General features: G+C 69.3%; 21 protein-coding genes and 1 rRNA gene. 10 read left to right on the top strand and 12 right to left on the bottom strand.

From position 1 onward, the window contains the following. Nucleotides 1-95: ribosomal RNA gene (rrf, locus tag ACFVXA_RS15525) — 5S ribosomal RNA — on the top strand; the annotation flags it as partial. A 180-nt stretch (nucleotides 96-275) separates the two neighbouring features. Here rrf and ACFVXA_RS15520 read toward each other — a convergent pair. Continuing rightward, nucleotides 276-1,037: a CDP-alcohol phosphatidyltransferase family protein gene (locus ACFVXA_RS15520; protein WP_383900879.1), complete on the bottom strand. Its 762-nt coding sequence runs from the start codon at nucleotides 1,035-1,037 to the stop codon at nucleotides 276-278. Nucleotides 1,038-1,227: 190 nt separating this feature from the next. Between ACFVXA_RS15520 and ACFVXA_RS15515 the strand changes: the two genes are divergently transcribed. Further along, entirely contained in the window at nucleotides 1,228-1,797 is a 570-nt protein-coding gene (locus tag ACFVXA_RS15515; protein WP_390025247.1) for a GNAT family N-acetyltransferase, read from the top strand. On the opposite strand, the gene ACFVXA_RS15510 is transcribed toward ACFVXA_RS15515, so the two are convergent. The 7 genes from ACFVXA_RS15510 to ACFVXA_RS15480 all read right to left on the bottom strand — a co-directional run bounded on the left by ACFVXA_RS15510 (nucleotide 1,794) and on the right by ACFVXA_RS15480 (nucleotide 10,878). Then, the gene (locus ACFVXA_RS15510; protein WP_389758539.1) at nucleotides 1,794-3,395 is read right to left on the bottom strand and encodes a type IV secretory system conjugative DNA transfer family protein; all 1,602 of its coding nucleotides are present in this window, start codon (nucleotides 3,393-3,395) and stop codon (nucleotides 1,794-1,796) included. The two genes, ACFVXA_RS15515 and ACFVXA_RS15510, sit on opposite strands and share 4 nt — an antisense overlap. A 30-nt stretch (nucleotides 3,396-3,425) precedes the next feature. Continuing rightward, nucleotides 3,426-4,850: an ATP-binding protein gene (locus ACFVXA_RS15505; RefSeq protein ID WP_383748107.1), complete on the bottom strand. Its 1,425-nt coding sequence runs from the start codon at nucleotides 4,848-4,850 to the stop codon at nucleotides 3,426-3,428. Nucleotides 4,851-4,864: 14 nt separating this feature from the next. Further along, nucleotides 4,865-6,424, bottom strand: coding sequence for an SCO6880 family protein (locus ACFVXA_RS15500; RefSeq protein ID WP_362026960.1), 1,560 nt, complete (start codon nucleotides 6,422-6,424; stop codon nucleotides 4,865-4,867). Next, nucleotides 6,421-7,734: a hypothetical protein gene (locus ACFVXA_RS15495; RefSeq protein ID WP_389758536.1), complete on the bottom strand. Its 1,314-nt coding sequence runs from the start codon at nucleotides 7,732-7,734 to the stop codon at nucleotides 6,421-6,423. Before ACFVXA_RS15495 ends, ACFVXA_RS15500 begins: the two co-directional genes overlap by 4 nt. Continuing rightward, nucleotides 7,724-8,578: a hypothetical protein gene (locus ACFVXA_RS15490; RefSeq protein WP_390025245.1), complete on the bottom strand. Its 855-nt coding sequence runs from the start codon at nucleotides 8,576-8,578 to the stop codon at nucleotides 7,724-7,726. Before ACFVXA_RS15490 ends, ACFVXA_RS15495 begins: the two co-directional genes overlap by 11 nt. 199 nt (nucleotides 8,579-8,777) lie before the next feature. Continuing rightward, the gene (locus ACFVXA_RS15485; protein WP_028804304.1) at nucleotides 8,778-9,086 is read right to left on the bottom strand and encodes a hypothetical protein; all 309 of its coding nucleotides are present in this window, start codon (nucleotides 9,084-9,086) and stop codon (nucleotides 8,778-8,780) included. Nucleotides 9,087-9,561: 475 nt separating this feature from the next. Further along, nucleotides 9,562-10,878, bottom strand: a complete 1,317-nt coding sequence (locus ACFVXA_RS15480; RefSeq protein ID WP_390025243.1) for a peptidase S8 — start codon at nucleotides 10,876-10,878, stop codon at nucleotides 9,562-9,564. A gap of 495 nt (nucleotides 10,879-11,373) precedes the next feature. Here ACFVXA_RS15480 and ACFVXA_RS15475 point away from each other — a divergent pair, with 495 nt between their 5' ends. Next, nucleotides 11,374-12,180, top strand: a complete 807-nt coding sequence (locus ACFVXA_RS15475; RefSeq protein ID WP_383900867.1) for a trypsin-like serine peptidase — start codon at nucleotides 11,374-11,376, stop codon at nucleotides 12,178-12,180. Here ACFVXA_RS15475 and ACFVXA_RS15470 read toward each other — a convergent pair. Beyond that, a complete protein-coding gene (locus ACFVXA_RS15470) occupies nucleotides 12,170-12,820 on the bottom strand; it encodes a hypothetical protein (protein ID WP_390025241.1) in 651 nt (216 codons plus the stop codon). The two genes, ACFVXA_RS15475 and ACFVXA_RS15470, sit on opposite strands and share 11 nt — an antisense overlap. An 88-nt stretch (nucleotides 12,821-12,908) precedes the next feature. On the opposite strand from ACFVXA_RS15470, the gene ACFVXA_RS15465 reads away from it, so the two are divergent. The 3 genes from ACFVXA_RS15465 to ACFVXA_RS15455 all read left to right on the top strand — a co-directional run bounded on the left by ACFVXA_RS15465 (nucleotide 12,909) and on the right by ACFVXA_RS15455 (nucleotide 16,709). Next, nucleotides 12,909-13,916, top strand: coding sequence for an NlpC/P60 family protein (locus ACFVXA_RS15465; RefSeq protein WP_390025239.1), 1,008 nt, complete (start codon nucleotides 12,909-12,911; stop codon nucleotides 13,914-13,916). 248 nt (nucleotides 13,917-14,164) lie between these two features. Then, nucleotides 14,165-14,860 carry a phosphatase PAP2 family protein gene (locus ACFVXA_RS15460; RefSeq protein WP_383748120.1) on the top strand — a complete coding sequence of 232 codons (696 nt, stop codon included), beginning with the start codon at nucleotides 14,165-14,167 and terminating at the stop codon, nucleotides 14,858-14,860. A 271-nt stretch (nucleotides 14,861-15,131) separates the two neighbouring features. Continuing rightward, nucleotides 15,132-16,709 (top strand): FAD-binding oxidoreductase, encoded by a 1,578-nt coding sequence (locus tag ACFVXA_RS15455; RefSeq protein ID WP_362026934.1) that lies wholly within the window; start codon nucleotides 15,132-15,134, stop codon nucleotides 16,707-16,709. Between the two features lie 126 nt (nucleotides 16,710-16,835). Here ACFVXA_RS15455 and ACFVXA_RS15450 read toward each other — a convergent pair whose 3' ends face one another. After that, complete coding sequence (locus ACFVXA_RS15450; protein WP_383748122.1) at nucleotides 16,836-17,006, bottom strand: hypothetical protein; 171 nt, start codon at nucleotides 17,004-17,006, stop codon at nucleotides 16,836-16,838. Nucleotides 17,007-17,125: 119 nt separating this feature from the next. Between ACFVXA_RS15450 and ACFVXA_RS15445 the strand changes: the two genes are divergently transcribed. Further along, complete coding sequence (locus ACFVXA_RS15445; protein WP_389932314.1) at nucleotides 17,126-17,962, top strand: hypothetical protein; 837 nt, start codon at nucleotides 17,126-17,128, stop codon at nucleotides 17,960-17,962. A gap of 145 nt (nucleotides 17,963-18,107) precedes the next feature. Next, a complete protein-coding gene (locus ACFVXA_RS15440; RefSeq protein ID WP_383748124.1) occupies nucleotides 18,108-18,293 on the top strand; it encodes a hypothetical protein in 186 nt (61 codons plus the stop codon). Between the two features lie 113 nt (nucleotides 18,294-18,406). On the opposite strand, the gene ACFVXA_RS15435 is transcribed toward ACFVXA_RS15440, so the two are convergent. Next, complete coding sequence (locus tag ACFVXA_RS15435) at nucleotides 18,407-18,847, bottom strand: metal-sensitive transcriptional regulator (RefSeq protein WP_390025237.1); 441 nt, start codon at nucleotides 18,845-18,847, stop codon at nucleotides 18,407-18,409. Nucleotides 18,848-19,129: 282 nt separating this feature from the next. Here ACFVXA_RS15435 and ACFVXA_RS15430 point away from each other — a divergent pair, with 282 nt between their 5' ends. Together ACFVXA_RS15430 and ACFVXA_RS15425 are read left to right on the top strand one after the other, a co-directional pair. Further along, on the top strand, nucleotides 19,130-19,750 hold the full coding sequence (locus ACFVXA_RS15430) for a DUF47 family protein (RefSeq protein WP_327429850.1): 621 nt from the start codon (nucleotides 19,130-19,132) through the stop codon (nucleotides 19,748-19,750). A 7-nt stretch (nucleotides 19,751-19,757) separates the two neighbouring features. Beyond that, nucleotides 19,758-20,756, top strand: coding sequence for an inorganic phosphate transporter (locus ACFVXA_RS15425; RefSeq protein WP_362026917.1), 999 nt, complete (start codon nucleotides 19,758-19,760; stop codon nucleotides 20,754-20,756). Between the two features lie 272 nt (nucleotides 20,757-21,028). Here the strand turns inward: ACFVXA_RS15425 and pstB are convergent, their stop codons facing one another. Next, a complete protein-coding gene (gene pstB, locus ACFVXA_RS15420; protein ID WP_362026914.1) occupies nucleotides 21,029-21,805 on the bottom strand; it encodes a phosphate ABC transporter ATP-binding protein PstB in 777 nt (258 codons plus the stop codon). Between the last annotated feature and the right edge of the window lie 13 nt (nucleotides 21,806-21,818).

Below are 21,818 nucleotides of genomic sequence, written 5' to 3'. Positions count from 1 at the left end.
AAACGCCCGGTTACATTCCGAACCCGGAAGCTAAGCCTTACAGCGCCGATGGTACTGCAGGGGGGACCCTGTGGGAGAGTAGGACGCCGCCGAACTAAATTTGAGAAAAAGCCTCAACTCTTGGGTATGCACCCGGAGTTGGGGCTTTTTCGCGTTCACTAGACGGTCATGTCCACGTCATGCTGGATAGGTGATATCCGTGATGATGCTGGCCGTCGCCCTCGTGGTACGGCCCCTACTCCCCGCGGGAGTGGGGGCCGTACCGATAGGGAGGACTACTTCAGGCGGGACGACGCGACGATCGAGACGATGTGGGCCGGGACGAGCAGCCACACGATCCCTGTCACGGCGACGGTCGCGATCTTCGTCGCCGTCAGGTCGCCGAGTGCCAGGTCGGCGATCGCCGTCACCAGCAGCAGGATGGTGCACTCGATGCCGTTGACCAGGCGGTGGAGGCCGACGGCCGAGGTGAGGCGGCGGACTCGGGCGAGACCGCTGGAGCGCGGCACGACCGACTGGTCGGTGGCCTTCGCCATGCCGCTGTCGGAGCGGGCCACGTGGACCAGGTCGGAGGACGACTTCAGGAGCAGCACGCCGATGGCCGCCGCAAGGCCCGCCACCAGGTAGAGGTTCAGGCCGAGTTCGGCGGCGCGGATGCCCATGCCGACCATGACGGCGGCGTCGGCGAGATAGGCGCCGAGACGGTCCAGGTAGACGCCGAGCGGGCTGAACTGCTTGCGCCAGCGGGCGACTTCGCCGTCCACGCAGTCCAGCAGCAGATACAGCTGCATGAAGACGACGGAGAGTACGGCGCCTCCCAGGCCCGGGACGACCAGGGCGACTCCGGAGAGGACGCCCGCGAAGACCATCACCGTCGTGATCTGGTTCGGAGAGAACCGCGTGCCCAGCATCAGGCGGGTCACCCGCAGGGACAGCGCACGCATATAGAGGCGGCCGGCCCAGTGCTCCGCCCTGCTGTCCAGTTTGCCCGCGGGGTGGATGACCTCGCGGAGTTCCTCGAGTTGGACCTTGGTCATGCGGTGTTCTCCCTGGGATCAATGTGCGTACTGGGAAGAGCATGACGGGGGCCCGGACGGCGGGTGTCGGCAGGGTGGACAAGGAAAGCGTCGGCGGGGTCGGACGAGGGGATCGGCAGGGAGGGCATCGGCGGCCGGCGAAGGGGATAACCGGTGGGTGATGTCGGGGGCGCGTACTACCGTGGCCCGCATGAACCACGTGATCCGTTCCATACGCACCGACGAGTGGGCCAAGGTGAAGGAGCTCCGGCTCGACGCCCTCCAGGACCCCGTGGCACATCTCGCGTTCCTGGAGAGCTACGAGGACGCCGCGGCCAGGTCCGACGCGTACTGGCAGGAGCGGGCGGCCGGGGCGGCCGAAGGGACGGCGGAGCGGCAGCAGTTCGTCGCCGAGGACGCGGACGGGGTGTGGGGCGGGAGCGTGACCGTGCTGGTCGAGGAGGCCGGCGAGCGGGACTTCAGCGGGGACGTGGTCGAGCGGCGCCAGGGACATCTGGTGGGGGTTTACGTGCGGCCCGAGCACCGGGGGAGTGCCATCGGTGTGACCGGAGCGCTCTTCGACGCCGCCCTTGAGTGGTCCTGGGGGATCGGGCTCGACCGGGTGCGGCTCTTCGTGCACGAGAAGAACTCGCGTGCCGAGGCGTTCTACCGGAAGGCCGGATTCGTGCCGAGCGGGCGGACCGTGGCTGCGCCGGGGGACAAGGGAGAGCTTGAGCTGGAGCTCGTGATCGAGCGGGTGAACGCGGGGGTCCGGCCCTAGACGGGGAGTTCGTACTCGGGCCAGCGGGACCTCGCCTGTTCCCGGGACCGGAGCAGGGCGAGGGTCGGGAGGCCCCGTGCGGCTCCGGTGGACAGGAGGTCCGGGAGCTGGGGGAGCGGGGCCACGGCGGCGACGTCGTCCAGGACGAGGGTCAGTGGTGGGTCGAGGCGACCGGAGGATGACCGTTCGGCCATGCGCCGGCCGCGCTCGACCACGCTTGAGGCGAGGGCCGTCAGGAGCGGCATCGCGCCGGGGTTCGCCTTGGGGTCCTCGATGGGTTCACCGACCACATAAAGCGTGCCCCCTTCGTTGACGAAGGAATCCAAGGCGAGGCTGTCATTTCGGTTCGCAGTGCAGGCCTCGCGGATATTGACCGTGAAGAGCGAGGACAGTGCGCGGGCCGTCAACTCCTGGGCGATGTCGCGGCGTTCGGGGTGCGAGGTGAGGACGGCTTCGAGTTCGCCGGCCGCCCCGGACGCGGCCTTGGGGTTCGTACGGAGGGCTCGTACGGCGTCCTGTACCTGGCTGCCCTGGGCCCAGCGATGGACGTGGCGGAAGGGTTTGCCCTCCACGGCCGCTGCGTGCAGATAACTGCGCAGGAGCGTTTCCGCGACGTCTGCCATGGCCTGGTCGACCTTGGCGGTGGGGCGTACGGGGGTGAGAAGGGCTGCCGCTCTGGCCGCCGCCGTCGCCTTGTCCTCGCAGCCTGTCGCGGGGGACCAGTGGAGGCGGGCCGGGGTGTCGCACAGGTGCGTGGGGTCGTAGAGGAGGACGGGGCCGAGCTTCGCTCGGGCGTCCTTGGTCTCCGACCAGGTGTGGGGGTTCGAGGTGACCACCAGGGCTGGGCCCTCCGCGTCCCGTACCGCCTGGGTGGCCGTGGGGTGGCGGTATTCGGCGGGGCCGAGGACGACCGTCCGTGCGGTGGGTGCCGGCCGGGGGGCCGTCGTCGTCCTTGGCGGGGCCGCGCCTTCGGCGAGGGTGTTTTCCCGCCCGCCCGCCTGTTCACCCCCCGCCGCCAGGGGAGCCGTCGGCATCGGCTGCGGCGCGGCTGTGGGCTCTGCCGCCGCTCCTGCGGCGCGAGCGGTTTCCCACCCGCCTGCCCGTTCACCGTCAGCGGCCAAGGGACCCCTCGAAGGAGTCGCCGGCGTCTGTGGCTCCCTCGCCTGTCTCGGCAGCCCTATCCCCGTGCCGTACGCCGTGTCGTACCCCGTCGCCGTGTCGCCCTGCGCCCTGCGTCTCGCTCTGCCGGCCCTCCACCGGGCCACCGTGCCCATCACGAACACCGTCAGTACCAGCAGCACCATCAACTGGCCGATGAACAGGCCCCAGAAGAGGCCGTAACCGGAGAGCTGGGCTTCAGGGGTGTCCGGCCAGGCGCCCGCCATGTCATGTGGCTGCCCGATCAGATGGCGCATGGCCAGGGGCGTACGGGTGAAGGTGACCGCGTCCGGCCAGGCGCCGCGGGCGAACCAGCCCGCGAGGCCCGTCGCCGTCCAGACCATCAGGGTCATGCCGAGGAGGAAGGCCAGTACCCCGATCAACAGCCCGTCAGGGATGCCGCCTTCCCCGTCGCGATGCCCGCGCGGATCCTGTCTCATCTCACGCCACCTCTCCGCCCACGCTCACGCTCACGCCACCGTGGACTCGGAGGAGCCGTCGAGATCGCTGAGGTGCTGTTCCATGAAGGCGGCCGCGCGCTCCTCCGCCTCCAACTCCGCGGCGCGCAGCGCGTCGTCGGAGAGGAGGTCCGCGGAGGACTCGGTCATGGCGCGGTCGGTGAAGACGAGCGGGCGCTCGGTCTCGGTGATGAGGTGTTTGACCACCTGAACATTGCCGTTCACGTCCCACACCGCGATGCCGGGGGTCAGCGTCGGGATGATTTCCACCGCCCACCTGGGCAGGCCGAGGACCCGTCCCGTCGAGCGTGCCTCGTCCGCCTTCTGGGCGTAGATCGTCCGTGTCGACGCCATCTTCAGGATCGCCGCGGCCTCCTTCGCCGCCGCTCCGTCCACGACGTCGGACAGGTGGTGCACCACCGCCACGAACGACAGGCCCAGACGGCGGCCGAACTTCAGCAGCCGCTGGAAGAGCTGGGCCACGAACGGGCTGTTGATGATGTGCCAGGCCTCCTCGACGAGGAAGATGCGCTTCTTCCGGTCGGGGCGGATCCAGGTGTGCTCCAGCCACACGCCCACGATCGCCATCAGGATCGGCATGGCGATCGAGTTCCGGTCGATGTGGGACAGGTCGAAGACGATGAGAGGGGCGTCCAGGTCGATGCCGACCGTCGTGGGGCCGTCGAACATGCCCCGCAGGTCACCGTCGACCAGACGGTCCAGGACCAGCGCCACGTCCAGGCCCCAGGCCCGTACGTCGTCTATGGCGACGTTCATCGCCTCGGCCGACTCCGGCTCGGGGTGCCGTAGCTGCTCGACGATGTCCATCAGGACGGGCTGGCGCTCGACGATCGTCTCGTTGACGTAGGCGTGCGCGACCTTCAGGGCGAAGCCCGAGCGCTCGTCGAGGCCGTGGCCCATCGCGACCTCGATGATCGTGCGGAGCAGGGCCAGCTGGCCCGTCGTCGTGATCGCCGGGTCGAGCGGGTTGAGGCGGATGCCCATGTCGAGGGCGGCGGTCGGGTCGAGGCGGATGGGAGTTATTCCCAGCTCTTCCGCGATCAGGTTCCATTCGCCGACGCCGTCCTCGCCCTGGGCGTCGAGGACGACGACCTGACGGTCGCGGAAGCGCAACTGCCGGAGCACATACGTCTTCTCGAGCGCCGACTTGCCGTTGCCCGACTCGCCGAGGACCAGCCAGTGCGGCGCCGGGAGCTGCTGCCCGTACAGCTGGAAGGGGTCGTAGATGTAGCCCTTCCCGGAGTACACCTCGCGGCCGATGATCACGCCGGAGTCCCCCAGGCCCGGCGCGGCGGTCGGCAGGTAGACCGCCTGGGCCTGGCCCGTGGATGTGCGTACGGGGAGGCGGGTCGTCTCGACCTTGCCGAAGAGGAAGGACGTGAAGGCGTCCGTGGCGGCGGACAGCGGATCCCGCATCAGAACATCAGCTCCTACCTGCGGATTCCGGTGGCGAACGGCAGTGTGTTGACGAAGGCGCGGTGGTGCTCGCGGTCGCACCATTCCAGCTTCAGATACGACTTCCCGGCCGAGGCGCGGATGGTCCGCTTGTCGCGCGCGAGGGCTTCCGGCGAGCGGGCGGAGACCGTGATGTAGCCGACGAGGTTCACGCCGGCCGCGCCGCTGGCGAGGTCCTCGCCCCGCTGGTCCAGGCGGTTGTGCGAGGCGACGTCGCGGGGGTCCACGGTCCGGTTCATCTTGGCGGCGCGACTGGCCTCGGCCTCGTCGTTCGTCTTCTCGGTCAGCATGCGTTCGATCGCGACCTCGGTGGGTTCGAGGTCCATCGTCACGGCCACGGTGCGGATGACGTCCGGGGTGTGGACGAGCAGCGGGGCGAGGAAGTTGACGCCCACCGGGGTCATCGGCCACTCCTTCACCCAGGCCGTGGCGTGGCACCAGGGCGCGCGGGTGGAGGACTCACGGGTCTTCGCCTGGAGGTAGGTGGGCTCCATGGCGTCCAGCTCCGCCGGCCAGGCGTTCCGTTTCGTCATCGCCTGGATGTGGTCGATCGGGTGGTCGGGGTCGTACATCGAGTGCACGAGGGAGGCGAGCCGCCCCTGACCGAGCGGCTGCCGTACGCGGATGTCGGCTTCCTGGAGCCGCGAGCAGATGTCGGTGAGCTCACGCGCCATGACGACCGCGAGCCCCGCGTCCCGGTCCAGCTTCTTCCCGCCCTGGGGGCGCGCCGCCCGCGCCATCGCCTGCGCCTCGGCGGCGAGTTCGCGCGAGTAGTGCATGCAGGCCACGAGGTACGCCCGGTGCTGCTCGCTGCTCGTGGACACCATGGACTGGAGCTGGTCGTACGACTGCATCAGCCAGCCGGGAGCCTTCTCGTCCCCGCGCACGGCGACGTCCTTGGCGTGGGCGTCGGGGTCGGCCGGGAGCGTACGGGCCAGCATCTGCAGCCGGGTGACGAAGCCGTCGCCGTTCGCGACGTGCTTGAGGAGGGTCCCGAAGCGGTCGACGAGCGCTTCCTGGTCCTCGGAGTCGCGCAGGCCGACGCCCGGCCCCTCGATCTCGATGGCGGCCGTCACCGTGCGCCGGTCGGCGTGCAGGAGTACGGCGATTTCGTCGGGCCCGAAGGGGGCGGCGAGCCAGGAGATCCGGCCGATGCCGGGCGGCGGCCCGATCTCGACCTCCTTGCCGTCGAGGCGGGTACCGGCCTCCATCACATTGCTGCGGTACGCCGTGCCCCGGCGCAGGCTGCGCTTGTAACTGCGGTTGATCTCGAACCACTTGTAGAACGTGCGCCGCTTGTACGGGACGTACACCGCGGCGAGTGCGAGGAGCGGGAAGCCCATGAGCAGGACGATCCGCAGCGACAGGACCGGGACGAGCAAGCCGCACATCATGCCCAGGAACGCGCCCGCGATGATGAGCGCGATCTCGCCGGACTCGCGATTCCGGCCGACGATCGCGTTCGGCCGGGCGCGGCCGATCAGATATGTACGGCGGGGCGTGACCGGATGGGACACATGGGACTCGGTCGTCAACGCCCTTCACCTCCCGTGCGGTTGGTACTGCTGTTGCGGGTGTTGCTCGCGTGCGGGGTGTTGGCCGGGCTGGTACGCGGCGGGGGTGCGGCGGAGGGGACAGATCCGCCGCCTCCGTTCGGCGTACGCGTGCTGTGCGCGGCCACACCGCCGGACGCGGGGTTGGCGGGGCGCGGCTGGCTGTTGCCGCCCCCTCCTCCACCGCCGCCGTTGTTGTCGGCGCGGGAACTGTGGGTCTTGATGCCCTGCGCGACCAGGGTGGCCGGGGAGCTGATCACGGCCGCGGCCTTGCTCTCGGCGCCCTGCATGATGCGGTTGTTGCGGGAGCCCGCGATCTCGTCGCCGAAGCCGGGGACGAAGCGGTAGATCATCGCGCTGGCGAAGATGGCGAGCAGGATGATGGCGAGGCCGGACACGACGGCGGAGAACGCGTCGGGGCCGCTGTCGGTGGACAGTGCCCCGGCCAGACCCAGCACGATCACGATGACCGGTTTGACCAGGATCACCGCGATCATGATCCCGGCCCAGCGGCGGACGTGTCCCCACAGGTTCTTGTCGACCAGGCCCGCGTACACGACGGTGCCGAGCAGGGCGCCTACGTAGAGGAGAGCGGCCCGGATGACCAGCTCCAGCCAGAGGACGCCGGCCGCGAGGATCGACACCAGCGACACGACGATGAGCATGATCGGGCCGCCGCCGATGTTCTCCCCCTTGCTCAGCGCGCCGGAGAACGTCCCGAAGAAGGTGTCCGTCTGATTGCCGGTCGTCTTCGCGAGCACCTCGGTGACGCCGTCCGTCGCCGATACGACGGTGTAGAGGATCAGCGGCGTGAAGGCGGACGCCAGCACCGTCAGCCACAGGAACCCGATCGCCTCCGACAGTGCCGTGGTGAGCGGGACGCCCCGCACCGCTCTCTTCGCCACGGCCAGCAGCCACAGGAGCAGCGTCAGGATCGTCGACGCCGCGAAGACCACGGCGTACTGCTGGAGGAACTTCGGGTTCGTGAAGTCGACGTTCGCCGTGTCCTTGACCGCGGCGGAGAGCTTGTCGATGGTCCAGGAGGCGGCGTCGGCGCAGCCCTTCGCGAGGGAGGAGAGGGGGTCGAGGGTGGAGGTGGGGTCAGTGGGGCTGATGGTGCCCTTGCTGTCGCCCTCGCAGTACTTCTTGGCGGGGCCGCGGACGAGGTCGCAGGCATTGCCGGTGGGCGTGGGGCTGGGGGCAGCCAGGGCCTTGGTGGCGAGCAGGACGGCAGCCGACTGCACCGCTGCCACTGTCGCGGTCAGCTTGAGTACGCGATGGTTAGCGGGCATAGGTGAACCCTCCGTACTCCTCGACAGCCTTGGTCATGTCGTCGGCGGTGGAAGCCTTCTGGTCCCGGCCGACCGGCACCGGCCCGTCCTTCTGCGTGAAGTCGGTGACCTTCCAGTCCCCGTTGATCCACTCCAGCTGATAGGTCGTCGTGTACCAGCTCTCGGAGACGGGGTTCGTGGACCCGTTGCCGGAGAGGCCGAAGAGCGACGTGTACCAGAGCTCGACCGTGGCGCTGTCGGCGCCGGAGGCGGTGACCTTGGTGCCCACGGGGATGATCCGCGAGATGAAGGTCTCCCCGGCCGGCGCGGATCCGTCCTTGTTCAGGCCGATGTTGGTCAGGAACTTCTCGCTGGAGTACGCCGTGTCCAAGTCAGGCAGCCGCGCGGCGGCGACGTCGGGTGCGTACACGGCGTTGACGATTGCGTGCCGCTGCTCCGTGTTGAACATGCCCGTCGAACCCAACGCCACCGCGTAATTCGCCGCCGCGCTCTCCGCCCCCTGCTCACTGTGCGCGAACCCCGCCGGGATGCCCGCCACCTTCGACTCCACCGGGCGCGTGCCCGAGGCTGTCGTAGGGGAGGTCTTGGCCTTGTCGCTGCCCCCGTTCCCGGAAGAAGAGGGATCGTCCCCGCCACGGTTCGCGAAGGCGATGGCGGCGATCAGGAGGACGACGACGCCGACGAGCGTGATCAGGCTCCGGGAGGAGGAGCGGCCGCGGCGCGCGCCGCCGTAGACGTCGCCCGGGCGGTCGGGGAGACGGGTCCGGGTCTGGCCGGAGCCGCCGTACCCGCCGTCCTCGCCGCGCGAGGTGTCGCCGTAGCCGGGTTCGTCACCGAGACTCATGTCGCGTACGCCCCCTCAACCTCTCGCTGAACCAAGTAGTACGACGGTAGCCGTGCTGGTTCCCGCGCGGGCGCGGTGTGGTGACTCGACATCAGGGAAACGCAACCTCAGCCGGTGGGCACGACGGACGGGTGGGTCGGAGGGGAGGGGATCCGGGCGTGCCCGGCCGGGACTGACGGTGCGCCAGGCGTGGCCGGGCTCAGACAGCCATGCCGTACACGATGGTGAAGAGCGTGCCGAGGGATCCGATGATGAACACTCCGGTGAGGCCCGCGATGATGAGGCCCTTGCCCTGTTCGGCGCTGAAGGTGTCGCGCAGGGCGGTCGCGCCGATGCGCTGCTTGGCCGCGCCCCAGATCGCGATGCCGAGGCAGAGCAGGATGGCGACCGCCATCACGACCTCGATCATCACCTTCGCTTCGTTGCCGAGGCTGCCGAAGGGACCCCAGTCCGGAGCGATCCCGCCGATGATCGTGGTGATGTCGCCCTTATCGGCTGCGAAAAGCATGTAAGTCACCGCCCCTATTGGGTAGTTCTGCACCCCCTGCCACTGCGCGCAGAGGTCGGGCCCATTCTCGCCGACAATGTCGCTGTCGTATGTCGACTTGACGTCATTGGTTGGCGGGTTTCGTACGAAACCCTTGCCGCCGGCGTACGCGGGACCCTGGCGGGGGCGTGCGCCGGTATGCGAAGAGTCGTATGGTCACTCTGTGTATCACGGCCGGTCACGCCGGGCAATGAAGTCGGAGCGGAACCTGTGGTGTGGTTCCGTCGTTAACCCCTTCTACGAAGCGCACGCCCCGGCCGCCTTGTGTGTACGCCGGGCATGGGTCCCGCTTCTGACGGGCCGTCGCGTCGGTGTCCCCAGGCTATCTCCCGTCTCCCGGCACGGGAAAACGGGCCGCGGCTGGTTGCCGCGGCCCGTTCCTCAGGTGCTGCCGGGGATCCCCACGTCTTCCCGGCGGCCCCCCGCTCCCTGAAGGTCAGCCGGTGAAGGCCGCGACTCCCTCCGGGGTGCCCCAGCCGGTCGGGCCGTCATAGCCGGACGTGGCGGTGCAGAGGTAGCTGGTGGTGCAGCTGCCGTTGTTGCCCGAGGTGACGTCGTTGAGGGCCGAGGTGCCGGCCGCCGTGTACGGGAACTTCGCCGGGTAGGAGCTGGACGACGGGGTGCCCGCGAGGGCGTAGACGCCCGCGATGATCGGTGACGAGGCGCTCGTACCGCCGAAGGTGTACCAGCCCGCCGTGATGCCGTACGAGTCGTAGACCGAGACGCCGGTGGCCGGGTCGGCGACCGCCGAGACGTCGGAGATGGTGCGCTTGGTGCAGCCGGTGTCGGTCTGCCAGCTCGGTTTGGCGTCGTACGCGGAGCAGCCGGAGCCGGTGCCCTCGGTGCTGCTGGTCTTCCAGACCGCCTCGGTCCAGCCCCGGGTGGTGGAGGTGGCCTTGGTCAGCGCGGTGCCGCCGACGGAGGTGACGTACTGCGAGGCCGCCGGGTACTCGGCGCCGTAGCCCGAGTCGCCCGCGCTGACGGTGATGGCGACGCCGGCGTGCTTGAAGTACGAGGTGTCGTACGTGGTGTCGGAGGAGGACTCGGAGCCGCCGTAGCTGTTGGAGACGTACTTGGCGCCGAGGGTGACCGCCTCGTTCACGGACTTGCCGAGGTTGGCCATGGTGGCGGACGTCGCCTCGACGAGCAGGATGTTGCACTTCGGGCAGATGGCGCTGGCCATGTCCAGGTCGAGGGAGATCTCCTCGGACCAGCCGGTGTCACTGCTCGGCAGGGAGGTCGTCGAGCCGGTCTGGCTGACCTTCTTGAAGCAGCCGTTGGCGGTGGTGCAGGCCGACAGGCCGTAGTACGAGCGGTAGGTCGCCAGGTCCGCCTCGGCGTTGGGGTCGTTGTACGCGTCGACGATGGCTATGGTCTCGCCGGCGCCGTTGGAGGCCGCGGCGGAGGTCAGGCCGTACGCGGCCTGGAGGTCGGTTGGCCCGAAGCCGGACGGGGTGGAGGCGTCGGCGGCCTTCGGGGTGACGCCCTTGGCGTACGCCTTCTCCGCCAGGTACTCGGTGACGCCGCTGGTGACGCGCTTGGCGTTGCAGGCGGCGACGTCCGCCTTGGTGGGCGTCGCGCAGGCCCGGGTCCAGCTCACGTGGGGGGTGACCTTCGCGACGCCGGCCTGGGCGTCGGCCGCTCCGGCGTTGCCGAAGGCGGCGAGGACGAGGGCCGCGGTGCCGAACGCGGCCGCGCCGACGCGGCGCAGGCTGCCGCGCGAGGAAGGTCTTTGGGGGGATGAGGTACGCAACGTACAGCCTCCTGAGAGTGTTTGACAGGGGCAGTGCGGGTGCGCCGCCGGTACGCGGTCCCCGGCGGTGGGCCGAGCGGCCCGCGGATGACCATCCCTTGTTGAGTACGCGACAACAAGAGGCTTCTGGAATCCTGACTTCCGCCTTACGAACGAGGCGTGCGCGTGACCGCTCCATGGCCGCGGGATGGCTGGAAGCTGGCGGTGGCTTGACTCAACTCACAGTGTTCTCAGGGGCTTTTGACAAGTGCGGTGCGGGCTCTGGGGGATTTCGGCCACGGCGGTCGTCCTCCTTCAGCACGTGGACGAGGGCGGCGAAGGCCCGGAGGGCGGCCCCGAGCATGGCGAGGCTCGGGTCGCCGCTCTGTCGAGGTGCACGGCCCGTGGGATTCCCGCTGCACGGGGGCGGGGGCGGACCCGGCGGGGGTGGTTCACAGGAGACATTTAGTGTGCCCTCAGGGTTTTTCTCACCGACCTGCGGCAAGGTGAGGGGCGATGAAGCGCACCACTCGTCCCCCTGGCACCCGCCGGCACGCCCTTCTCGGGGCGGTCGTGCTGGTGGCGGCCGTGACGTCGTCCTCCGTGGCGGCGGCGGACGCCGGCCCCGGGCCGCTCGGGGTGACCGTCCACAGCGCCGTGACCAGGCAGACCGCTCGCGTGGGTGCGCTGTTCCACGGCAGCGGCGGGCACTTCTGCACCGCTTCCGTCGTGCACAGCGCGGGGCGGGACCTGATCGTGACCGCCGCGCACTGCGTGGACGGGGGCGGAACCCTGCGCTTCGCGCCCGGGTACCGGGACGGCAAGGCGCCGTACGGCTACTGGGAGGTCCAGGGGACCTTCGTCCCCGAGGGGTGGACGAGCGATCAGGACGAGGACACCGACGTCGCCTTCGCCGTCCTCGCCGACAAGGACGGGCACGGCGTCGAAGACGTCGTCGGGGGTGGGAACCTCTTCGCCTCCGGGCGCGCCACCGGGTCGACGGCCGTCACCGTCACCGGGTACCCCAGCACCCTCGACACGGCGATCACCTGCACCAACAAGCCCACCGTCCACAGCAGTACGCAACAGCGCATCGGCTGTCCCGGGTTCGCCGGGGGCACGAGCGGTAGCCCCTGGGTGAACGGCGACGGGGAGGTCGTCGGCGTCATCGGCGGCCACCAGCAGGGCGGGGACACCGACGACGTCTCGTTCAGCGTCGTCTTCAAGACCGAGGTCGCGGAGCTCTACCACCAGGCCGTCACTACGAGCACTGCGAGCACTGCCCGCTCGACGAACCGCTCGACGAACCGCTCTACGAACTGACCTCGTTGGAGATGTAGGCCGCGAGCCAGAGCAGGGGCAGCAGCAGGACCACGTAGGCCAGCGGGCGCTGGAAGACCGGCTTGCCCTGGTCCATGACCACCCCGGTCGGGGACGGCGTCGTCGGGTGCGCGAGCTTCCTGATCTTCGTGCGGACGTACAGGTTCCAGAGGAGGGTGAGGGGGGTGAAGAGGGCCAGCGACACCGGGCTCCACCAGCCGCCCGCCAGGGTCTTCGTCGTCATCTCCCGGTGGATCGCGGTGGCGCACGAACGGCAGAACGGGCCCTCCATCTTGGAGAACCGCATCGCGACCAGCAGACCCGTGTGCTGACGGATGGTCATGTCCCCGGCCGGCTGCGTGGCACATATGCGGCAGGCGGGGGTGAGGGGCGGGGCCGGGGCGTAGCCCCCAGCGGACGCGTAGGGGTTCTGGCCGGGCGCGGGGTTCGGCGCGCCGTACACCGGGTTCTGGGCCCCGTACGCCGGGTTCTGCCCGTACGCCGAGTTCTGCGTTCCATACGCGTCCTGCGTGCCGAATGAGCCATGCGCCGGCGCCGCCGGGGCCCCGTTTGGCGCGTAACCGCCTTGCGGGGCAAAGGGGTTGCCCTGAGGCGCGTTCTGGTACGGGGGCGGGGTCGCCACGTGCGGTTTCTCCTTGTGTGTGATCGTCCCCTCGCGCGGCGGCCGCCTCTAGACTGACGGCGGCGGACTCCTGGGCGGCGAGGGGCGGTTGACGGTGCGTAAGGCATGGATCGTAGCGACCGCTGCCGTCGGGGCCGGGATCAGCTTCATGATGCTGCTCGTCGTCGGCGTCTACTTGGTCGCGGGGAACCTCGCGAACGGGGTCGGCGGAGGCTCCCGCGCGCTCGCCAAGGGTGCCGTACCGGCCGCGTACCAGACGCTCGTACAGAAGTGGGGCAATCTGTGTGACGCCATCAGCCCGGCGCTGCTGGCCGCGCAGCTGTACCAGGAGAGCGGATTCAATCCGAATGCGAAGAGTCCGGCGAAAGCCGAGGGAATAGCGCAGTTCATTCCGGGGACCTGGGCCACGCACGGCGTGGACGGCGACGGGGACGGCGACCGCGACGTATGGGATCCGAATGACGCGATTCCGTCGGCCGCTTCGTACGACTGCCAGCTCGCCTCCTACGTGAAGAACGCGCCGGGGAACGTCACGGAGAACATGCTCGCCGCCTATAACGCGGGGGCCTACGCGGTCATCAAGTACGGGGGCGTGCCGCCGTACAAGGAGACCCGGAACTACGTGAAGACGATCACGACGCTGGAGAAGAGTTTCGCCGCGCCGGTGACCCGGGTGGACCCCTCGAAGCAGGCCGCGGCGGCGATCACGTACGCCCAGAAGAAGCTCGGCACGCCCTACCTGTGGGGCGGCAACGGCACCGCTGACCAGGGCGGACGTTTCGACTGCTCGGGGCTGACGAAGGCCGCGTACGAGAGTGTGGGGGTCCGGCTTCCGCGGGTCGCCAATGACCAGTACAACGCCGGGCCGCACCCGAAGCGGTCCGAGTTGCTGCCGGGAGATCTGGTCTTCTTCTCGGACGACCTCACCAATTCGCAGACCATTCGGCACGTGGGGATCTATGTCGGTGGCGGCTACATGATCGACGCGCCGCGGTCGGGCGCCGTCATCCGCTTCGACCCCGTCGACACCCCCGACTACTTCGGCGCCACCCGGGTGACCGAAGATGGCGCGAAAGCGTTGCCCACCTCCGTGTGAAGGCGCCTGAACCCACCCCCTGAGCTGCGGCGATGTGTCTCTCTTCGATAACGTCTGCGTGATCATTCAGTGGAGGGTGGAACGTAGTAGAGGGGACTGTGCGTTCCTTTTGACGTAGCACTGATCTATGACGCGGTTCTGGCGGTTCCAACGGTTCCGGTTCTAGCGGTTCTACGACCACGGGGGTGGATCGAGCGGCGCACGAAGGGCTGCGCTCGCAGGCAAGACGACGAAGGGGCCGCAGCACCATGGCTGGACTCGCCGAATCCGGTTCGAACCCCGACGTCGACCTGCTCTATGACATCAACGGCCTGGCCAAGGCCGCGCCCCACTGGTTCGACCGGGGCATGGAATTCGTCGGTGAGTACGGGCTGCTGCTCGCCATGGTCCTGCTGGTGCTGTGGTGCTGGTGGACCGTGCGGCGGCGGGGCGACGGCGACGCCGCGTCCTCGGTGGCCGCGCTGGTGTGGGCGCCGCTGGCGGCCGGTATCGCGGTGCTGGTGAACATGCCGATACGGGGTTTCGTGGAGAGACCCCGCCCCTTCGTCGATCACCAGGGGCTGGACGTTCTTGTGTCCGGCAAGTCCGACTTCTCCTTCGTCAGCGATCACGCGACGCTCACCATGGCAATGGCCGTCGGGCTGTTCGTCGCCAACCGGAAGTTCGGGTTCGTCGGAATAGGGCTCGCGCTGCTCGAAGGCTTCTGCCGGGTGTACATGGGCGTGCACTACCCGACGGACGTCGTCGGCGGGTTCGCCCTCGGCACGGCGGTCGCTCTGCTGCTGTCCCCGCTCGCGATGGCGCTGCTGACGCCTGTCATGAAGGCCGTGGAGCGGGCGCCGCGGGCGGGGTGGCTGATCCGCGCGCGGGTGCCCTCCGGGGAGGGCGCGCTGATTCCCGGCGCCCGGGCCGAGCTGCCTGAGGAGCGGGATCTGGCTGCGTAGGTGGCTGGGGGCCGCGGTCCGGGAGGCTGGGCTCGGGGGGTTTCGCCCCCCTCCGCCCCTGCCCGTCCCCTACCTGGGGGGCTGCCGCCCTCAGCCCTAGGTCCTGGGGGCTGCCGCCCCCAGACCCCCGCTTCGGCCTGAACGGCCTCGTCCTCAGCCGCCGGACGGGCTGGGAGAGCCATGCGCCATGCTGTAGCGGTTCTGTGGCATTCCCTGGGAACCCCTGAGATCGGGGGCCCGTCTCGTTCCACGGAACCCACGGGAGGCGCACATGCAACGGCGTATGTTCATCGGCGGAGCGACCGCCGCACTCGCGGCGGCGACGACGGCCGCGTGCGACGGAGGCGGCACGGCGTCGTCGAAGGCCGCCACGTCATCGGCGGCCGTGACGGACGCGACCACCGGCACGTCCATACGCACGGCCACCGCCGGCGCCCGTGCCGCAGCCAACTGGACCGCTCTGGCCAGGGAGCTCGACGGCGCACTGGTCCGCCCCGGCGACCACAGCTGGCCGGCCGCCCACCAGCTGTACAACACGCGCTTCGACAACCTGAAGCCCAGCGCCGTCGCGTACATAGCCCACGCCGACGACATCCGCACCACCATGGACTATGCCCGCGCCCACGGCATCAAGGTGTCGATCCGAAACGGCGGCCACTCGTACGCCGGTTGGTCCTCCGGCGACGGCCGCCTGGTCATCGACGTCTCCAAGCTGAACAAGATCCGGGCATCCGCGAACGAGGCGGTCGTCGGAGCGGGATCGAAACTGATCGACGTCTACCGCGCCCTCGCCGCGAAGGGCGTGACGATACCGGCCGGTTCCTGCCCGACCGTCGGCGTCTCCGGACTGACTCTCGGCGGCGGCCACGGCGTCGTCTCCCGGGCGTACGGGCTGACCTGCGACAGCCTCACCCAGGCGACGCTGATCACCGCGGACGGCAAGCAGCTCGTCGCGAACGCCGGTGAGAACAAGGACCTCTTCTGGGCCCTGCGCGGGGCCGGCAACGGCAACTTCGGCGTCGTCACCGAGCTGCGCTTCAAAACCCACCCCGCGCCGCAGGCCGTCTCGGCGTACATGACCTGGCCGTGGGCCAGGGCCGCCGCCGTGGTGAAGGCCTGGCAGGAGTGGGGCCCGGACCAGCCGGACGAGATCTGGTCCTCCTGCCACCTCGCGAACGCGGCGGGCGGCACTCCCACCGTGTCCATCGCGGCGTTCTCCCTCGGCACCTACAGCGAACTCCAGAACGCCGTGGACCGCCTCGCCGACAAGATCGGCGCTCCCGCGCGCAGCGTCTCGCTCAAGAAGCGCTCGTACAAGGACTCGATGGAGGTGTACGCGGGCTGCTCGTCCTTCTCGACGGACGCCCAGTGCCACCTGCCGGGCTCGACGCCGGGCCGCTCACCGTCGGGCGCCCTCGGGCGGGAGACCTACGCGGCCCGCTCGGACTTCTTCGACCGCTCGATCTCCACGGCCGGTATCCAGACGCTCCTCAACCAGATGTCGTCGGTCCGGGGCGGGGCGGGCAGTGTCGCGCTCACGGCGCTGGGCGGCGCCGTCAACCGTGTGGCTCCCACGTCGACGGCGTTCGTGCACCGGCGCTCGCGCATGCTCGCCCAGTACATCGCCTCCTGGCGGGCGGGCACCTCCGGCAGCGCCGCCCAGTCCTGGCTGACCGGGGCGCACAACGCGATGTCCCGGTACGCGTCGGGTGCCGCCTATCAGAACTACACGGACGCGAGCCTCACCGACTGGCGCAAGGCGTACTACGGCGACGCGGCCACGCGTCTTACGGCGCTGAAGCACCAGTACGACCCGAATCGTTTCTTCACGTTTCCGCAGGCGCTGTAGGGCGGTTCTCGCCCCCTCCGCCCCTACCCGTCCCTTGGCCCCCGGGGGCTGCCGCCCCCAGACCCCCGCTTCGGCCTGGACGGCCTCGTCCTCAAACGCCGGACGGGCTCACATGCCGGACGGGCCTCACATGCCGGGCGGGCTGAAGTGGGCCTGCGCGTCCGCGCGGGCGAGGCTGCGGGCTCTACGGGCCGGGCCGCGCCAGCCGCAGGCGCAGCGGGCTACGCAGAAGCGGCCCTGTTCGGTCGTCGTGGTCCGGTGTTCGGGGGAGGAGTTGGTCTCGTCCTGCTCTGCCACCCTGACAACGTTACCCAAGGCAAGTGAACGGGATGCCACCGCGTGACGACCGCCCCTACTCGTCGTTAACCGGAACGACAGGGAGGGCCCGGGACGGACCGGCTGGGGGTCGGCAGGCGATGGTGGCGCAGGCGGAAGGACGGGTCGGCCGGGCGGTCGTCGCAGCCGTGGTGGCGGGGCTGATGGTCGGTGCCACGGGGTGTTCCGGTGGCGGGGCCGCCGCCGAGGACGCCCGCGCCGCCACCGACTCCGTCGAGGTGCTGCACCGGGCCGCCGCCGCGCTGGAGCGCGCGGGCACCGCGAAGGCCCGTACGTCCATGGAGATGGCCACCGGCGGGACGCGCGTCACCATCCGCGGCGAGGGCGTGTACGACTTCAAGAACCAGATGGGGCAGCTGAAGGTGCTGCTGCCGCAGGACCCGGCCGGCACCGCCGAGCACCGGCCGATCACCGAACTCCTCGCCCCGGGCGCCCTCTTCATGAAGAACCGCGGCGCCGGCGTCCCCGCAGACAAGTGGGTCCGCGTCGACACGGCCGGTCTCTCCGACGGGAACCTGGTCACGGGCGGCGCCACCGACCCGTACGCGGCGGCCGAACTGCTGCGCGGGGCGCGGACGGTGACGTATGTGGGCAGGACCGAGGTGGCCGGGACCCCGGTGCGGCACTATCGCGGGACCGCCGATCTGAACGTCGCCGCGGAGGGCGCCTCGAAGGGGCAGCGGGAGGCGCTGAAGGCGGCGGCGAAAGGGTTCGCCACCGCCGAGGTGCCGTTCGACGCCTACCTCGACGACCAGGGACGGCTGCGCAAGGTCCGCCACCGGTTCAGCTTCGTCAACGGGCTGCAGAAGGGCACCGTCGCGGTCGCCTCGACGACGCTGCTGTACGACTTCGGAGTCCCGGCCGACGTACGCCTTCCGGAATCCGGGGACATCTTCGCCGGGAAGATCGCGGAATAGCGGAAGAGTGGAGTAGTAGCTTCAGGGGTGTGGCCGGAGCGGAGCACTAGGTTCCCGGGAGGGGCCGGAAATGGCCCTTCCGTGCCATGCGCGGTGTGTAGGGCGCTCCCTACTCTAGGAAGTCGGTGACGGCAGGAAGAGGTGAATGCACGTGGCTCCGGTCGGCGGTACGGCAGTTCAGGACCACGTGGCCCTCGCCGAGATCGAGCTGTGCGGCGACCTGATCATCGCGGCCTCGGCGGCCGACGAGGACCGGCTCAGTCTGGAGAGCATCGACGAGGTGCTGAAAGTGGCCGAAGAGCGTGTTCATGACCAAGGTGCCGGCGAGTAGGTCGCACTAGGGGCGAGGGGGTCGAGGAGGCCGAGTGGGCCCCTGGGGACGGCCGCCCCCGAAGACGCCGCGGAGACGCCGGTGGGTCCGGTTCCCCGGTCCGTGGAACGGTCTCAGGTGCGGAGCAGCCGGCCGATCGCCTTCGTCGCTTCCTCCACCTTCGCGTCGATCTCGTCGCCGCCCTTGAGGGCCGCGTCCGCGACGCAGTGCCGCAGGTGCTCCTCGAGGAGCTGGAGGGCGAAGGACTGCAGGGCCTTCGTGGAGGCCGAGACCTGGGTGAGTATGTCGATGCAGTAGACGTCCTCGTCGACCATCCGCTGCAGGCCGCGGATCTGGCCCTCGATGCGGCGCAGGCGCTTGAGGTGCTCGGCCTTCTGCTGGTGGTAGCCGTGGATACCGCGGTCGTGGTCGGTCACGATGTCGGTCACGATCTCCTGTGACTGACCTGACTGACCTGACTGACCTGACTGACCTGGCCGTCCCGGCTGCTGCGACTGCTGAACCTCTTCGGACCCGCCGGAGGGTGCCGTCGATCCGGCCTCGGTGGTCGTCATCGCGTTCCTCCTGCTGGATCTGCTGGATCTGTTGTGTGTGCCGTGTGTGCTGAACCGGTCCGGTGCGGTCGGCGAGCCTGTCTGAAACACCACTTACATATACCCCTAGTGGGTATATGGTATCGAACTTTGCTGGGTATAGGGCCCTTGCCCGGCGGCGGGACCGGACCCCGTGCTGATCACTGTTCCTGATGGGCGACACTGGGGGACGGCCCATTAGCCGTGGCCGGATGATGCGCCTAGCATCAGCCTGACCGAACCGAAGCACCCCGAGGACCCCACGTGCGCTTTCGTCTGACCCCCAGGGAGACGAGCTTCTACGACATGTTCTCCGCGTCCGCGGACAACATCGTCACGGGCTCGAAGCTCCTGATGGAACTGCTCGGGGCGGACACCGCCGGCCGGGCCGAGATCGCAGAGCGTATGCGGGCCGCGGAACACGCCGGCGACGACGCCACGCACGCGATCTTCCACCAGTTGAACTCCTCCTTCATCACGCCGTTCGACCGTGAGGACATCTACAACCTGGCCTCGTCCCTCGACGACATCATGGACTTCATGGAGGAGGCCGTCGACCTGGTCGTGCTGTATCAGGTCGAGGAGCTGCCCAAGGGCGTGGAGCAGCAGATCGAGGTGCTGGCGCGCGCGGCCGAGCTGACCGCCGAGGCCATGCCGAACCTGCGGACCATGGACAACCTCACCGAGTACTGGATCGAGGTCAACCGGCTGGAGAACCAGGCCGACCAGATCCACCGCAAGCTGCTCGCTCACCTCTTCAACGGCAAGTACGACGCCATGGACGTGCTGAAGCTCAAGCAGATCGTGGATGTGCTGGAGGAAGCGGCCGACGCGTTCGAGCACGTGGCGAACACGGTGGAGACCATCGCCGTCAAGGAGTCCTGACCCCTTCATGGACACCTTTGCGCTGGTCGTGACCATTCTGGTCGCGCTCGGATTCACGTATACGAACGGCTTCCACGACTCGGCGAACGCCATCGCCACGTCCGTGTCCACGCGGGCGCTGACCCCGCGGGCGGCGCTCGCGATGGCCGCGGTGATGAACCTCGCCGGTGCCTTCCTCGGGAGCGGGGTGGCGAACACCGTCAGCAAGGGGCTGATCGCGACGCCCGAAGGGTCGAAGGGGATGGGAATCCTCTTCGCCGCGCTCGTCGGGGCGATCGCCTGGAACCTGGTCACCTGGTACTTCGGGCTTCCGTCGTCCTCCTCGCACGCGTTGTTCGGGGGGCTGGTGGGGGCCGCGCTCGCGGGCGGTACGAAGGTGCTGTGGTCCGGGGTCGTGGACAAGGTCATCATCCCGATGTTCCTGTCGCCGGTCGTCGGCCTGGTCGTCGGCTATCTGGTCATGTGCGCGATCATGTGGCTGTTCCGGCGGGCCAATCCGCACAAGGCCAAGCGGGGGTTCCGTATCGCGCAGACGGTGTCCGCGGCGGGGATGGCGCTCGGGCACGGTCTTCAGGACGCCCAGAAGACGATGGGTGTCGTGGTGATGGCACTCGTCATCGGCGACGTCCAGAAGTCGGACGATCCGATCCCGGTGTGGGTGAAGATCATCTGTGCCGTGATGCTGTCGCTGGGGACGTACGCGGGTGGGTGGCGGATCATGCGGACCCTGGGGCGGAAGATCATCGAGCTTGATCCGCCACAGGGGTTCGCGGCGGAGACGACGGGGGCGTCGATCATGTTCGCCACGGCGTTCCTGTTCAAGGCGCCGATCTCGACGACGCATGTCATCACTTCGGCGATCATGGGTGTCGGGGCGACGAAGCGGGTGAACGCGGTGCGGTGGGGCGTCGCCAAGAACATCGTGCTGGGGTGGTTCATCACCATGCCGGCGGCCGCGCTGGTGGCTGCGGCGAGCTTCTGGGTCGTGAATCTGGCGGTTCTGTAGGCGGGGCGGTGCAGGGGCGGGGGCGTCCCCACGGGGTTCTCGCCCCCTCCGCCCCTGCCCTTCCCGTATCCGGGGGCTGCCGCCCCCGGACCCCCGCCAAAGACTGCGCAGTTCCCCGCGCCCCTGGGCAACCCCCGCCAAAGACTGCGCAGTTCCCCGTACCTCTGAAAAAAACGGGCAAAACGAGCGGGCCCGCCCCCGGGAGCCAGGGGCGGGCCCTTCTCGTCCTCGCGGTGGCACCGCCATGCAGCACCGCGAGGGGTATGGGTGGCCTAGCCGAAGCGGCCGGAGATGTAGTCCTCCGTGGCCTGGACCGACGGGTTGGAGAAGATGCGCTCGGTGTCGTCGATCTCGATGAGCTTGCCGGGCTGGCCGACCGCGGCCAGGTTGAAGAACGCGGTGCGGTCGGAGACGCGGGCGGCCTGCTGCATGTTGTGCGTCACGATGACGATCGTGAAGCGCTCCTTGAGCTCACCGATCAGGTCCTCGATGGCGAGGGTGGAGATCGGGTCCAGCGCGGAGCAGGGCTCGTCCATGAGGAGTACCTGGGGCTCGACCGCGATCGCCCGCGCGATGCACAGACGCTGCTGCTGGCCGCCGGACAGGCCGGAGCCGGGCTTGTTCAGGCGGTCCTTCACCTCGTTCCAGAGGTTCGCGCCCTTGAGGGACTTCTCGACGACGTCGCTGAGCTCGGACTTCTTGTACGAGCCGTTCAGGCGCAGGCCCGCCGCCACGTTGTCGAAGATCGACATGGTGGGGAAGGGGTTGGGGCGCTGGAAGACCATGCCGATCGTGCGGCGCACGGCGACGGGGTCGATCCCGCTGCCGTACAGGTCCTCGTCGTCCAGGAGCACCTTGCCCTCGACGCGGCCACCGGGGGTGACCTCGTGCATGCGGTTGAGGGTGCGCAGAAAGGTCGACTTGCCGCAGCCGGAGGGGCCGATGAAGGCCGTCACCGAGCGGGGCTCGACCGTCATCGAGATGTCTTCGATCGCCTTGTGTGCGCCGTAGTAGGCGGTGAGTCCGCTTACGTCGATTCGCTTGGCCATGACTGCTTCACTT

Source organism: Streptomyces sp. NPDC058246 (assembly GCF_042881985.1).
Taxonomy (GTDB): domain Bacteria; phylum Actinomycetota; class Actinomycetes; order Streptomycetales; family Streptomycetaceae; genus Streptomyces.
Note: the sequence above shows the minus strand (reverse complement) of the source record. Positions and strands in the feature narration are given on the sequence as shown.

Excerpts from the sequence above, each read along its gene's own strand:
- ACFVXA_RS15520 (WP_383900879.1), bottom strand. The coding sequence starts at position 1,037 with ATGACCAAGGTCCAACTCGAGGAACTCCGCGAGGTCATCCACCCCGCG.
- ACFVXA_RS15515 (WP_390025247.1), top strand. The coding sequence starts at position 1,228 with ATGAACCACGTGATCCGTTCCATACGCACCGACGAGTGGGCCAAGGTG.
- ACFVXA_RS15510 (WP_389758539.1), bottom strand. The coding sequence starts at position 3,395 with ATGAGACAGGATCCGCGCGGGCATCGCGACGGGGAAGGCGGCATCCCT.
- ACFVXA_RS15505 (WP_383748107.1), bottom strand. The coding sequence starts at position 4,850 with ATGCGGGATCCGCTGTCCGCCGCCACGGACGCCTTCACGTCCTTCCTC.
- ACFVXA_RS15495 (WP_389758536.1), bottom strand. The coding sequence starts at position 7,734 with ATGCCCGCTAACCATCGCGTACTCAAGCTGACCGCGACAGTGGCAGCG.
- ACFVXA_RS15490 (WP_390025245.1), bottom strand. The coding sequence starts at position 8,578 with ATGAGTCTCGGTGACGAACCCGGCTACGGCGACACCTCGCGCGGCGAG.
- ACFVXA_RS15485 (WP_028804304.1), bottom strand. The coding sequence starts at position 9,086 with ATGCTTTTCGCAGCCGATAAGGGCGACATCACCACGATCATCGGCGGG.
- ACFVXA_RS15475 (WP_383900867.1), top strand. The coding sequence starts at position 11,374 with ATGAAGCGCACCACTCGTCCCCCTGGCACCCGCCGGCACGCCCTTCTC.
- ACFVXA_RS15460 (WP_383748120.1), top strand. The coding sequence starts at position 14,165 with ATGGCTGGACTCGCCGAATCCGGTTCGAACCCCGACGTCGACCTGCTC.
- ACFVXA_RS15455 (WP_362026934.1), top strand. The coding sequence starts at position 15,132 with ATGCAACGGCGTATGTTCATCGGCGGAGCGACCGCCGCACTCGCGGCG.
- ACFVXA_RS15445 (WP_389932314.1), top strand. The coding sequence starts at position 17,126 with ATGGTGGCGCAGGCGGAAGGACGGGTCGGCCGGGCGGTCGTCGCAGCC.
- ACFVXA_RS15440 (WP_383748124.1), top strand. The coding sequence starts at position 18,108 with ATGCACGTGGCTCCGGTCGGCGGTACGGCAGTTCAGGACCACGTGGCC.
- ACFVXA_RS15435 (WP_390025237.1), bottom strand. The coding sequence starts at position 18,847 with ATGACGACCACCGAGGCCGGATCGACGGCACCCTCCGGCGGGTCCGAA.
- ACFVXA_RS15425 (WP_362026917.1), top strand. The coding sequence starts at position 19,758 with ATGGACACCTTTGCGCTGGTCGTGACCATTCTGGTCGCGCTCGGATTC.
- pstB (WP_362026914.1), bottom strand. The coding sequence starts at position 21,805 with ATGGCCAAGCGAATCGACGTAAGCGGACTCACCGCCTACTACGGCGCA.